The sequence below is a fragment of the Bacteroides sp. OM05-12 genome (genome assembly GCF_003438995.1).
GTDB lineage: Bacteria > Bacteroidota > Bacteroidia > Bacteroidales > Bacteroidaceae > Bacteroides.
Genome location: NZ_QSUN01000044.1, coordinates 1 through 13,835, shown reverse-complemented (window position 1 = coordinate 13,835; position 13,835 = coordinate 1). Strand labels below are relative to the sequence as shown.

Below are 13,835 nucleotides of genomic sequence, written 5' to 3'. Positions count from 1 at the left end.
TCAAGCAGAAACAGCTCATTGATTTTTATAATATTTATCGATTGATCGATTGGTCATACGTCACCATACGTGATTGTTTGATGAAGCCACTTCAAGCAGAAACAGCTCATTGATTCTTACAATATTTATCAATCGATTGGTTATCCATACATCACCATGCGTGATTGTTTGGTGAAGCCACTTCAAGCAGAAACGGCTTTTCAATTTTCATAATATCTATTGAGTGATTGGTTATCCATACATCACCATGCGTGATTGTTTGATGAAGCCACTTTAAGCAGAAACGGCTTATTGATTCTTATAATATTTATCGATCAATTGGTTATCCATACATCACCATGCGTGATTGTTTGATGAAACCACTTCGAGCAAAAATAGCTTATTGATCCTTACAATATTTATCAATCGATTGGTTATCCATACATCACCATACGCGATTGTTTGATGAAGCCACTTCAAGCAGAAACGGCTTATTGATTCTTATAATATTTATCGATCGATTGGTTATCCATACATCACCATGCGTGATTGTTTGATGAAGTCATTTCAAGCAGAAATAGCTTTTACTCTCGAAACAATATTTTATTATTGAATTAAACTATTTTATTTAATGAATAACAAGAAGAAAGTCTGTATTTAATCATTATCAAATACAGACTCTCATTATTTTATAAATAAACAATTGTTATCTTTCTTATTTCCAGGATATTGGAAGTAAATGCTATCTCATAAAAATCCTTGTTAAAAATTTCATTCAGTTTATCCAGTTTATCACTCTTTTGCGATTCTTCCGTACTACCATATACAATTTTAATTACCGCTGCAATCTGCTCAAGTTTACATGATAATAGATAATCATATAAGTCTTTACGCTTTCTCCTTTGGGGAATAAACCAATAAGGATTCTTGTATTTCCAAACAACAAGTGGTTCCCTTGTTGTTTTCAACTCTTCAACCCAACCATCTATAAAACAAGCCAATTCTTGTAGCGTTTTTTGCTTTATTCCACTTGGAATCCTCTTTGCTCTTACCTTATTTACAACCTTTCTAACGGATTCATTATCTCCCTGTGATTGTATTATTTCTACATATACACGATCTCCTATTCGAGGCTGTACTGTATACCCATCAACACTCAATAAACCAATGAGCTCCGCAATCTTCGAGCCCTGGTCCTCCTCCTTGGTATCAGAATATATCCGACCCAATAATGATTCAATACATGATTTATTAAGCCGCGACAAAACCCAAAACACATTAGCCCATTGTTTATCTTCCTTAAAAGGGAAAAATAAACCATGTGAATCTGAACGCATCATAGAAAATGAATCATCATCAAAATACTCACCGATATAATAAGGAGATATTATAGAGGAAGCACCAATATCCTTTATCCAGTTGCACATGAAACAAGTAAGCTTCGCCAATGCTTTTGCCGTAATAGGAAAAGTGCTGTTTTTGTATGCAGAATCTAAATCTCGAAACTTCCAATTAAGTTTCTTGTTTTTAGCAAATTCCAGATAAGTATCTCCAAAAAGTTCATGCCTGTAACCTTTTTTTCCGGACATCATAGAATTAACGAGTAAGCCTTGTCGCCCGATATTGCCATTTTCTTTTTTCATAATTTATTTTTTTGTAATCAATATTTCTACATTATCTTTAAGGGCAGCTACATAAGACGTCTTTGATAATGTTTCATTTAACAATTCGACTTTATCGCTTTTAATATTATCGTCTGTACTCTTATATAAATCATTCAAGATACCGCCCAATTCACCCATGTCAATCAGTTGCAACAAAGCGCCTACATACATGATTTCCACAAACTCTCTACTATACGGTATAAGTTTAAATTTATGAGCAATCTCTCTGTTTGTAAAAAAGTAAATGAAACTTTTCAATGAACGAGATTTCTTTATATCCAAAAACCAAGTATAAATCAAATACGAAAGGTCATCTAAGACATCTTTATCTATGGGTGAAATAACACTTTCATGAAAGTGAGTCCATTTTAAGGTGTCGCAACCATGAGGATATATAAAGTCAAAATTTCCTTGATTCAGTTTACTTACTTTTCGCTCTTCTTGCATTGTCTTTTTGTCCTTTAGGCGCTGCTCCTTTCTTTCCTTTTCATCTGCTTTTCTCTTTTCTTCGATTTCCTGTTGGGCGCGCCCGATCCTGATGAGTTCGTATATCTGTTCTTGTTGCTGATCCTGAAAATCCTCTTGAGAATCTTGTAGTTCTATGGAATAATCCAACGAAATATCCCTTGCCACTTTTATCGATTTTCTTATAGCCCTACATTCTTCAGTTTCTTCCTGCCTGCCCACATCAAAAGTATCATCGTCTTCCAGACCTTCAAAACAGAATCCAGACAGTACATATTGGCCTAATTCATTTGTCAACCGGAGTTTAGTAGTCCTGACATATTCTTCCAAGTCTAAAGTACTTTGTCTTCGTTCTCCAATAGCTTCCAAAGCTAAATCCCTGTCCTGTTTTGTAAATGAAGATAACTCAATTTCGTTTTTCTCAATGAAAGCATCCAAGTAAGCAACATCGATTTGTCCTGTCTCCGCTAACTCTTTCCTTTGTTTTACAAATACGGATATATAATGTGGGTTTTCCATCTTCTTGCTCCACGCAATGAGAATTTCAATCTTTTCAAAAATTGGTTTATTGGCATAATCCGTAAAATTTATAATTCTCTTGTTGATTCTTTGCCTGTAAAAACGGCTGTATTCATCTTTACGGGACAGCCTGACAAGTCGGTAATTTTTAAGTTCAAGTCTATCAATAAATTTATTCCTGAACAAGTATGCCAAACATATATCATCCATATTCAAGTCCTTGTTCTTTTTTAATCGTCTTACCGTAGATTCAATCTTAAGACTTTCCTGAATACCAAAATATAAGTCTGCGCAAGGGTTACAAATATACATCTGATTGAAATTATGTATATTCTCAATCACTGTTATATTATGTACTCCTCTAGGACTGCAAAGACACGAACAATATCCCAAAACACAATAATACCCTTTCATTACCCATTCTTTGGATGCTTCTTCCCAGTCATCAGCTTCACTAAGGCTAATCAGTTTCTTTGCCAGCCTTGAAGGAGGATTAGCTTTCGTTTTCATTATTTCAGCCATAATCTTATTTTTCTATTTTGGAAAAGGATAAGCCGCAATTAATTGGCAGCTTTCCTTTTTCTGTTAGATTTAATAATTACATTTCTATTGCTACAGAATTTTCTTTTCCATTCACTTTTTTCTCTCCACCGGATTCCTGTACAGCAATCCCTTCCTTAATAATTTTATTCATACGAGCATTATCTTCATTCCAGGAATCGCTTTGTGAATCTTGCTGTTGCGCAAGATAAAATGCCCAAAGCTCTCTTTCTCTCTCCCTCATATTTTCCATCGCCTCTTTTTCAGCTTCTTCCTGACTGACTTCGCCGTCTTCCAAACCTTCAATACAGAATGGAAACAATATACGTTTCGCCGAATCCTTTGTCAACTTACATTTTGTAGACCAGAAATATTCTTCTAAATCTAAAGTAGCAAAAACTTGTCCTTGGATAGCTTCCAAAGCCAGTTCTTTGTCCTGTTTTGTAAATGGAGACAGCGCTATTTCGTTCTTCTCAATAAAATCATCCAACCAAGCGATATCAACTTGTCCTGTGTCCGCTAACTTCTTCCATTTTTCAACAAATACAGAAATACAATGTGGGTTTTCCATCTTCTTACTCCACGCAATGAGAATTTCAATCTTTTCAAAAATAGATTTATTTGCGAAATTTGTAAAATGTATAATTCTCTCGTTGATTCTTTGTCTGTAAAAAACACTAAACGCATCTTTTCGGGATGACCTGACAAGCTCATAGTTTTTAAATTCAAGAAGACCAAGAATTCCATTTCCATGCAAATACGTCAAGCATGTATTATCCATATGCGAATTCTTGTTCTTTTTTAATCTTCGCACTACAGATTCAATCTTAAGACTTTCCTGTATTCCGAAATACAAGCTTGCACAAGAATTACAAATATGCATCTGATTAGTATTGAATATATTCTCAATTACAGTCATATCATGTACTCCTTTGGAACAACAAAGGCATGAGCAATGCTCAGAAATATGATAATACCGTTCCATTTTCCATTCATTTTTCGCCTCCTCCCAGTTATCTGCCTCGCTAAGGCTAATTAGTTTCTTTGCCAGTTTTGAAGGAGGATTCGTTTTCATTATTTCATTCATGATTTTATTTTTTAATTTTGAAAAAGAATAAGCTGCAATTGGCAGTTCTCCTTTTTCTATTCAATTTACTAATCCCAATTACATTTTGCAGAAATATTTTTTCTGCAAAAAACTATCAATTTGTTATTTTCCGGATGGCGTCCCATCTTAAAACCAATCTCAATCAACTTTTTGAAAAAATCTCGCCAATGATAAAAAAGACTATTATACTCTATACACGAAGATCGATATTCCACCCAAAGCTGAGCAAATGTCTTAAACTTCGTATCAGAAGAAACATAACCACTGTTAGAAATAAAAAAATCGAAACCTTCAGAGTCAGAAGGCAAAGAAAGTTTTTCATATTTTTTCTCATAGCATTCCGTTATAAACGGACAGACTCTCGGTGGGGTGAAATCTATAACAATTTTACCTTGTGCGCCTACCAATGATTCAAATTCAATTCGGTCTTTTTCAGCAATTAAAGTACCACAGTCATAATGAATAGAAAAATTTAAATTAGCTCTCTCATCATCAATTTGATAGTTATTTTCCATAATAATATTTTTTAGCTTGAGCTGATTTTATAATGTTATTTATTGCTTTCTGGTCTGAAAGGTATCGGCTCGTTTCACCTATCGTTCCAAATTGTTTTTCTAACCAGTCATTCAGTTCTTCCGGGAGAAAATAAATTCTGTTACCATTTTTATGGCAAGGTATGATATCTCCAGAAGTCATCTTATATAGTTTCGACTTGCTCACCAAAAATCCTTTCTTTTCCAAGTAGAGCAATGCTTGTTCTAAAGACAGATATTTGGGAATCTCTTCCGGTTTCTCAATCCTTTGCATTAATAATTCTTTTACTTCGCCAATCTCCGAAATCAAATAATCTATTCGTTCCGGTAATGTGTCATAAGTGGTACTTTTAGCTTCCATAATTATATCTTTCTGTTTCATGTTGCAAAGAAAGGCCTTTATTTGGTGTACTATAATGTCTAAAAATGTTAGTTGGTGTTAGTTGGTGTTAGTTGGTGTTAGTTGTGTGTTTTCTGGTGTTTTCTGGTGTTTTGAAAAAAAAACAGTATTTTTACACCCCAAAATAATAGAAAAACAGCATGAAGAACCCACCAGCAGAACTCTGTAAACTTAGAAAAGCGATAGAAGATGAATTCAAAGTTCATCCTGAAACAAAACAGGATTATATAACTTTGGCACAAAAGATTAACGGAAAGCTTAAAACTTTGGGAGGAAGAGGAGAATATAATAAAGCAGAGTCTATCAGTGAAGAAACCATTTATAAAGTATGGGAATATAGAAAGAATAATGAAGCAGTTGTTTCTCCTAAGACTTTAGGAATTTTGGCACGTAGTATTGATTATCTTAGCTGGGGAGATTTCATTGAGAAATACAAACTCAAATCTAACGAAATACCGGAATCTTTCACCCCTGAACTTATCGAAACAGTTTCTGCTTTTTTCAATCCTGAACTTATCGATGTTCCGCGTATAAAAAAAGATGAGGAGGTACACATTGGTTGGTCTCCTTATAAATATGCTATCTTGAAATGTATAGGAGAATATGAATTTACAATAATCGAAGAGAAAAATATGTGTAATAAGAATGGGTTTACTTTTCTTACTACCGGATTTCATTTATCACCGGAAAAAAAAGAATTTTCTTTTCCAGATATCATATTTGAACCTTTTTATGATGACCTTGAAGACGAACATTGGACATTGAGCGATCTTACAACAATCCCTAAAAAATATTATTTATAAAATTAATATAGTTAGTTAAATTAATCTCTTTATAAAAGAGGAAATAGAATATATAACAATATCAATAAACCTTTTTAAAGTCATTAATTCAATTAATTACCTTAATTATTTCTTGTAACAATTTTCTACTTCAAATTTATTCTTTCATATTCGAGATATGTTCTTGCTTCTTTATACCGAGTATTAGAGGCAAGAGAAAATCTCGATACAGGAGATGAAAACAGCCTTATTTTAGGTATGGGCATATAGTAATCTCGGATTCTATGGAGCTAAATAAGGAACGTAAATATTGCTTGATTTAGAGAAGCATAGCATATACAGAACTCTCGTTTTTCCGGTAATTCAGATTTTAAGGCATAAAAAAATCCTCTTGCTGCATAGTCACAACAAGAGGATATTCTTTTGAATTGAAATTAGTTCAACGAAATAAGATTGATGATTTTGTTTCCGTTTTCTGCAACATTATCGATAACTACTTCATCTGATTCTGTGATAGTTCCCACAACATTTGCACCGTCTAAATACCTGAAACCAGTAAATGTGATATTTGGACTTTCCGAGCTCGCCGAAAGACTTTGTATTTCATAATCCAAGATTTGAAATTGAGATTCTTGATAATCTTTCATTGCTATTTTTGAGAAAGTTGTATTGCTGCGGTTGTACCATGCCTTGCTCGTACGAATATCTCCAATATTAATCTGCTTATCAAGTTTTGTACATTTTTCTCCGTCGAACTCATAATGTTCATTTAACACTATTGTTTTGCGTACATGATTAGGAACAGCAAATTCCCCATACCCAGTGAATTGTTCATCAGATATGGTACATATTGTTTTTTCTTCTAGGTCATTATTACCGACAGTCTTATATTGAATAATCGCATTATTGCGAATGGAATATAAATAACCGTTAAAGATGAATGTATAAGTATCTGAAATCGGATAAATTCTGCCACCCGGACATTTCACACGGCAATTCCGTTGTTGTTCTTGACTACTCCAATACACAACAAAGCCATTATCTGTTACAGTGAAATTATTACATCTAACTTCATCAGGTAACATTTTCTGCATTGTGAAATCTGAAACATCCAGTTTATATATTTGACTAAATTCTGGATAATTTGAATTAGAAGAAGAAGCAATATAAATATTTCCTTGATTATCCAATATTGTTTTCAATGAACCGTAGTACAAATCAATATACACATCTTTCGGCCATCTGTATAACTTTTCTGTTTGAACATCTACTATTGAGAGATACCTAATACTTTGATTGCTAACAGATATATTTTCATCATCAGGACCGGGTTTATAAAACAAATCAACAATATCTTGTTCAACAGGATTTACCAGAATAATTTTATCACTCAATTTGACTACCTTGCTAATGCCAATATTATGGTCTTGCCCGTCCTCTCCCTTGATTGACAACTTTACTTCATTGCCTGATAAATCAAGTTTGTAATAAGAATCATCACCTAACGCTCTTGTTGAAGATGATTTTTGATAAATCATTTTAGCGTCACTTACATTCAAATTCGTAAGGTATTTATAACCTTCTTCATAATTGATATTACCACTACCGGAACCACTGTCGTCACTACATGCAGTAAATAAAGCTACCGCACCTAACATTAATAAAATTTTCTTCATAATTACCAGAATGTCATTTCTTCCTTAGCCCCAAATCAGAAGAGTTCATAAATGCAGAAAGCGTGAGGCCATTAACTTATTTTATACGACGGGCTCTGGTAAAGACCTTGAACTAAAACAAGCAACAGTCCCCACGCCATATACGGATATGACGCGAGAGATGTCAACTTATTCCCGTTCTACAGATAGTTTACCAGACTTCGTCGTAGAGAATCAGTTAAACACTTTCGTGTACCTTAAAATTTCTAATATGTCCGACATGTTACCATGACAATGCAAAATTAGAAAAAATAAGGCACACCACAAAGTTACATCTCATAAAGAGACTGTTGCAGGTTGCAAAATTAGATATTCTTATTCATTCAGCATTTCATCAATGGCGAATTCGTGAAGTTCATGCTCCAGCTCCATTTCTTTAAGCCGTTCTTCTTTCTTCTGAAAATAATCATCGCCCAAACCTTTTTCTTCGAGTGTCTTGTCGAATTTATCAAGTATTTCATCTGAAACACATTCTTCATCGTCATTATCGATTGACTCGTCCAATGCGGAAAGCATATCCTCTATTGTGTATTCCTGTTCTTGTGAAGAAGTATCTTCCGTTAATGAAAACTCTGTATCATCCTCACAATCAATATCCGGTCCTAACATATCTATAAGCTCATCGATTGTATAGTCTTTGTCTTTAAAAGAATCTTTCGTATTTTCTTCTTTGACAATCGGCTCTTGAACAGTGGTTTCCTGTATGCTTTCTTTTTGAACAGACATTTTGGTCTTTGGTGCTTTCTTTGAAGATTTCTTTTTAGTCTCTACAACTTCGGCAGCCACCGGTTGTTCTTCTTCTACTTTTTTCTTTCGTGCCATAACTTTATTTATTTTTGAATTTAGTAATACTCCGAATACATGAATCATCGGACATTACATATATCCTCTTTTTTGTCGGAATATAAAAGAAAAAGGTATTTTAACTATATTCTTAACCTGAATTAAGTTATCGCACCGGTAATTTTGCATAAAGAAAACCCGATTCCCTAATGAATAGAATTACCGGGCAGGAAAGTAAAAAGAGCCCCATATAGGCTATATAGGCTACAAAAACGAGGTCAAAAGGTTAGTGTTCTTAGCACGCTCCTCTTTCTCGAAACTCGCCAGATATGCTTCCGTAGTCCTCAGGTCGGTATGTCCTAAGGATTCACTTATATAAGAGATATTGGCTCCGCTTCGTTTCAATACGGTAGCGTATGAGTGTCTTGCGGTGTATGTGGTGATATTGCCTATACCCAATTCTTCACCTATCAACTTCATACGCTTGTTGATTCGCTTGACAACATCGCGTACAATCGCTTTACGCTCTATGGCCGTTTCATGCCCTTTCATATAAGGAAATATGTAATTATCGGGTAACGGTTTGTTGCCCCACTTGTCAATTATTGCCTGTAATTGGGGAGAAACAACTGCACGTATCTCTTTCCTATTCTTTGTTGTGCGTTCTGTTTTCTGTCTCACAAAACATATTTCACCGTCCACAATATCCGAGAACTTCAATTTCAGCATGTCTGTCGGATTGATACCGTTGCACAAGTAAATGAATATCCAGAGGTCTTTATACCTGTTAGTGGTTTCATTTTCACTCTTATAATCGAAAATGGCCTTCAACTGTTTCTTTGTCAATCCTTTCTTTCTTCCGATACCGGTCTTTATCTCGAACAGACCTTTTCCGAATGGGTATTGCGATTCTTTGATAACGCCGGCTCTCTTGGCTTCATTCATCAAAGTACGGATATTTCTCATGTGCATACCGATTGTAGAAATACTTCTCGTTTTCGACCAAAGTCTTTCGCATTTTTGTAACCATTCAACCGTAACAGTACTAAATGGAATATCTTTGCCGCCGACTTCCTCAACCATTACCAATGTAGTTTGATAGAACTGCATTGTCCCGATTCTTTCTTCGTTTTTCAGTTCCTCAATCTTAGCTCGTATGGCACTGTTCAGAGTATCACCGGTAGCTTTTCCCAAACGTAAATTGAGCGTATTGAAAGAGAATGTTCCTTTCTCTGCCAGAGCTTCAACATTCATACGGACTAAAGAAAAACTACTTTCAATGGCTTGTCTGATTTTCCTGCTTTCAGAAGATTTGCTATCCGGGAGCTTGTTCCATTCTTCTTTTGTCATGCAGATACCAATAGAATAATACTTGGGCTTTCTTTGATAATAAACCTTGATTTTAACAGGATATTTGCCTTCTTTGTTGGCAGTACGTGCATCAAGTACCGTAGAGACTACGATACCGTCTTTTGAAAAATTATACATGGTTTTAGTGATTACCCGCAAGCGGAATTGCTTACGATAGTCTATATATCCTCATTTGAATGGAAATATAAACATTCAACCCACTTTTGAATATTGATTTCAAGTTGTTTAGACATTGATTTAAACGGGTTAAAAACGAAAAGCAAAAGGGCTTCGAATAGTTAATTTCCTATAAATAAGGTATATAAATTCAAAGAAGAACCAAAACTATATATAAAACAACGCCTAAAAACACTGAAAATACGCCAGAAAACAAATACATAATAAAAGTTAAATAATTAAAGGCCATGTAGTCGATGACCTTATTTCAAGGGTGTTGAACTGAATTTCAAACGGTATTTGAGGATATAAGCTACTAAACAATGGTGTAAAATGCATATTGTTACAATAAGAATGATAAGAGGTCCAGATCTTTCACGATTTAAGAAATAAAATCATCCGAAATGACTCCAAATATCTCTAAAATTATCTATCTTTGTTCTTAGAAAGTTTCACATATAATTTATTGTAAATATGGTAGAACAGATATTAATTAGATATTTTAAAGACATAGATTTATCCGACCCTTTTTTTGATTCACTAAAAGAAGATTATCCAGGCTTCTCTGAATGGTTTGAAAAAAAAAGCGAAGAGAATAAGTTTGCTTTCGTACAATATAATCAATCAAATCAATTACAAGCTTTTCTATTTCTAAAAATAGAAGATGGAGAATTAGATGACATAAATCCAATCAGGCCACAAGCAAAAAGGTTGAAGGTTGGAACTTTTAAAATTGATGCTCATAACACCAAGTTGGGAGAACGATTTATAAAAAAAATTACCGACATTGCAATTGTTAAAAATGTAGACGAAATATATGTGACGATTTTTAGCAAGCATATAGGCTTAGTAAATCTTCTAAAAAAATATGGTTTTGATTATGTTGGGAAAAAGTTAGATGAAGATGTTCTAGTAAAAAGCATGAAAGAACTCAGCAATGATCAATTAAAAGATTATCCTTTAATTAGTTTAAAAGATAAAAGGAAGTTTTTATTATCCATATACCCTAAATATCATACAAAACTATTTCCTGATTCAATATTAAATAATGAAGAAAGTTATAAATACAATTTGGTAAAGGATGTCTCATACACAAATAGTATTCACAAAATATATATTTGTTTTATGCCAGATGTTGCATCTTTAAGAAAAGGCGACCTTATTGCAATTTATAGGACAAATGATTATCAAGGTCCTGCGAGATATAGGAGTGTAGTAACCTCTATATGCGAAGTCGAAGAAATTAAGATTAAATCTGATTTCACAAATATCAATGATTTCATTGAGTACACTAACGCCTATAGCATTTTCGACGAAAGCGATTTAAAGGGCTGGTATCAAAAAGATAATATTATTACTATAAAAATGACATATAATATTGCCTTAACAAAAAGAGTGACAAGAGGATATTTATTAGATAGTCTAGGAATAAGTCCGAATATTTATTGGGGATTCTTCAGATTAAGTGATGACCAGTTTCAAGGAATTTTAGAAAAAGGAGAAATAAATGAAAATATTATTATCGATTAAGCCGACTTTCGTCGAAGAAATATTTAAAGGAGATAAAAAATTCGAATTTAGACGCACTATCTTTAAGAGAAAAGATATTAAAAAAGTTGTAGTCTATGCAACCAAACCTATTGGCAAAATAGTCGGAGAATTTTGTATAGAGCAAATAATAGAAGAGAGTCCCCAATTATTATGGGAGAAAACTCATAAAAATGCTGGTATATCTAAGCATTTTTTTGATGAATATTTTGAAGGAAAAGATACGGGATTTGCTTTGCAAATAAAGTCACCTAGATTATATGAGACACCCATTGACCCTACAATAAATGATGAAAAATTTGTTGCTCCACAGTCTTTTCGATATCTTGATGATGAAATTAACGAACTAACTCTCAAATTTTCAGATTGATGAATAATGAACGGCGTTTTTCTGGACTTGAGATATTTCTGCTTATATTAATAGTCTTGATATCTATCGGCTCTTTAATAATATATGCTATACAAATGCATGAGAGCAAGTTGTCAAAAGATCCTAGTGATTTTGGGACTTTTGGTGATTACATTGGAGGAGTATTAGGTTCATTAATATCATTAATTAGTATTTCATTATTATATAGAACTTATAAAACACAATTAGATATAACCAAGGTTCAAGAAGAAAGATCATACATTCAACAATTTGAGAATACTCTTTTTGAGCTATTAAGTAACCAAAGAACGATTCTCACAACAAGCAAAGGTACTTTCTATGATAGAAAAGACATATCTACAAAAGGTATTATTTTATGTGATTATCAATTCATTGATAAAGTTGCAGAAGAGTTAAAAATTCAGATGTTAGATTTTGAATATGATCACTCTTTATTAAAACAAGAAAATATTAATCTAATTCGAATAATAATTAATGATCATTACTCAGAAGTGTTTACCAAACATACCACTCAGTTAGGTCATTATTTTAGGCATTTATATCATATATTAAAATATATAGATACAAGCGAGATTTCCAATAAGAAAAAATATGTTGATTTGGTACAAGCACAAATGAGCAATAACGAATTATATATATCATTCTATAATGGAATTAGTATATATGGTAGAAAAAAAATGTTGCCATTAATGGACAAATATTCTTTTCTTGAAAATCTAAAAGACAATGATTTTACAACCAAAAGTCATCAAGAGTTATTTTATAGAAACACAAAATTTAAAAGTTATATGGACATAAAGAGCAACATCATTTTTGTTGGAGGTATTCATGGTGTAGGCAAAGGATACATATGCTCCGAACTAACAAAATCATACAATATAAGACATTTGGTTTCTAGTGAAGTTCTTCAGTGGGATAAAGGTAATGAAAAAAGAGTTAAAGATGTTGATCTTACACAGAATATATTACTTGAAAATCTAAAGAAAATAATATCCCCAGATGAAAAGTATCTTTTAGATGGACATTTTTGTTTACTCAACATAGATAATACAATTCAAGATATTCCATTTAATACTTTCCGTGAGATAAATCCTATTTTTATAATCCTAATCACTGACGAACTATTGCAAATAAAAGAAAGATTAGATAAAAGAGATAATAAAATATATGACATTGAACTATTAGACAAATTTCAAAAAAGAGAAATCAAATATGCTAAGACAATTGCAGATGAATTAGGCATAGAGTGCATTGAAATATCCCCTAATAATCTCGAATCAATAAAACCCGTAATGGATAGAATCATGAATGAATAAGATTGAACCGTTGCACACAATTTGCACACATCTCAGGAAAATAGAAGAAAACAAGAGATATTATTTGAAAAGGAAATATTATCTTTGAGCTTGGAAATCAAGAGGTATGGACATGAAAAGAAATAGAATGTAAATCGCTAAAAATCAGACGTTTGCGACTCATAATCTGGAGGTCCTAGGTTCAAGCCCTAGATGGCCCACAAACATTCAGCCTATTACGGATAAAAAACCACTAAAACGCCAATTTTAGTGGTTTTTTTGTATATCCCCCAATGATCCCATGGTTATCGCGGATCAACGTAAAACCCTGATGGATTTCCTATTATGCATATAACTTAGTTAATCTGTACAAGAAGAATGCTTTATCCTTTACGCCCCTGAACTGTGCTCTAAAAGCTTTAATTCTAGCATTAAAAGCTTCTGAAGCAGCATTGGTAGAACGTCTCTCAAAGAAATTGATAATATTCAAGTAGTGTACCTGTATCGAGCGCGCCACTCTTCCAAACGTAAGAAAGCCGGATTTGTCCACTTCATCATACCATCTGGCAAGGCGTGTCAAAGCTAT

Annotated in this window: 13 protein-coding genes; 4 read left to right on the top strand and 9 right to left on the bottom strand. The window is 33.2% G+C overall.

Going from position 1 to position 13,835, the window contains the following annotated elements; genetic code table 11:
- Positions 1–668 precede the first annotated feature (668 nt).
- From DXB63_RS17495 to DXB63_RS17475, 5 genes are all read right to left on the bottom strand, one after another.
- Positions 669–1,622 (bottom strand): hypothetical protein, encoded by a 954-nt coding sequence (locus DXB63_RS17495; protein WP_122127674.1) that lies wholly within the window; start codon positions 1,620–1,622, stop codon positions 669–671.
- A gap of 3 nt (positions 1,623–1,625) precedes the next feature.
- Entirely contained in the window at positions 1,626–3,149 is a 1,524-nt protein-coding gene (locus DXB63_RS17490) for a hypothetical protein (RefSeq protein WP_122127673.1), read from the bottom strand.
- A 76-nt stretch (positions 3,150–3,225) separates the two neighbouring features.
- Complete coding sequence (locus tag DXB63_RS17485) at positions 3,226–4,254, bottom strand: hypothetical protein (protein WP_122127672.1); 1,029 nt, start codon at positions 4,252–4,254, stop codon at positions 3,226–3,228.
- Between the two features lie 68 nt (positions 4,255–4,322).
- Entirely contained in the window at positions 4,323–4,790 is a 468-nt protein-coding gene (locus DXB63_RS17480; RefSeq protein WP_122127671.1) for a hypothetical protein, read from the bottom strand.
- Positions 4,780–5,190 carry a helix-turn-helix domain-containing protein gene (locus tag DXB63_RS17475; protein WP_122127670.1) on the bottom strand — a complete coding sequence of 137 codons (411 nt, stop codon included), beginning with the start codon at positions 5,188–5,190 and terminating at the stop codon, positions 4,780–4,782. Before DXB63_RS17475 ends, DXB63_RS17480 begins: the two co-directional genes overlap by 11 nt.
- Positions 5,191–5,348: 158 nt before the next feature.
- Between DXB63_RS17475 and DXB63_RS17470 the strand changes: the two genes are divergently transcribed.
- Entirely contained in the window at positions 5,349–6,011 is a 663-nt protein-coding gene (locus tag DXB63_RS17470; RefSeq protein WP_122127669.1) for a hypothetical protein, read from the top strand.
- 413 nt (positions 6,012–6,424) lie between these two features.
- On the opposite strand, the gene DXB63_RS17465 is transcribed toward DXB63_RS17470, so the two are convergent.
- From DXB63_RS17465 to DXB63_RS17455, 3 genes are all read right to left on the bottom strand, one after another.
- Positions 6,425–7,666 (bottom strand): hypothetical protein, encoded by a 1,242-nt coding sequence (locus DXB63_RS17465; RefSeq protein WP_122127668.1) that lies wholly within the window; start codon positions 7,664–7,666, stop codon positions 6,425–6,427.
- A 354-nt stretch (positions 7,667–8,020) separates the two neighbouring features.
- Positions 8,021–8,527 carry a hypothetical protein gene (locus DXB63_RS17460; RefSeq protein ID WP_122127675.1) on the bottom strand — a complete coding sequence of 169 codons (507 nt, stop codon included), beginning with the start codon at positions 8,525–8,527 and terminating at the stop codon, positions 8,021–8,023.
- Positions 8,528–8,752: 225 nt separating this feature from the next.
- A complete protein-coding gene (locus DXB63_RS17455; protein WP_122127667.1) occupies positions 8,753–9,976 on the bottom strand; it encodes a site-specific integrase in 1,224 nt (407 codons plus the stop codon).
- A 513-nt stretch (positions 9,977–10,489) separates the two neighbouring features.
- Here DXB63_RS17455 and DXB63_RS17450 point away from each other — a divergent pair.
- The 3 genes from DXB63_RS17450 to DXB63_RS17440 are packed head-to-tail and all read left to right on the top strand — an operon-like array spanning position 10,490 to position 13,270.
- Positions 10,490–11,545, top strand: coding sequence for a GNAT family N-acetyltransferase (locus tag DXB63_RS17450; protein WP_122127666.1), 1,056 nt, complete (start codon positions 10,490–10,492; stop codon positions 11,543–11,545).
- A complete protein-coding gene (locus DXB63_RS17445) occupies positions 11,523–11,933 on the top strand; it encodes a hypothetical protein (protein WP_122127665.1) in 411 nt (136 codons plus the stop codon). The genes DXB63_RS17450 and DXB63_RS17445 overlap by 23 nt, the downstream gene beginning before the upstream one ends.
- Positions 11,933–13,270, top strand: coding sequence for a putative phage abortive infection protein (locus tag DXB63_RS17440; RefSeq protein WP_122127664.1), 1,338 nt, complete (start codon positions 11,933–11,935; stop codon positions 13,268–13,270). Before DXB63_RS17445 ends, DXB63_RS17440 begins: the two co-directional genes overlap by 1 nt.
- A 322-nt stretch (positions 13,271–13,592) precedes the next feature.
- Here DXB63_RS17440 and DXB63_RS17435 read toward each other — a convergent pair.
- On the bottom strand, positions 13,593–13,835 hold a 243-nt coding region (locus DXB63_RS17435; RefSeq protein WP_147332310.1), incomplete at its 5' end, for a transposase.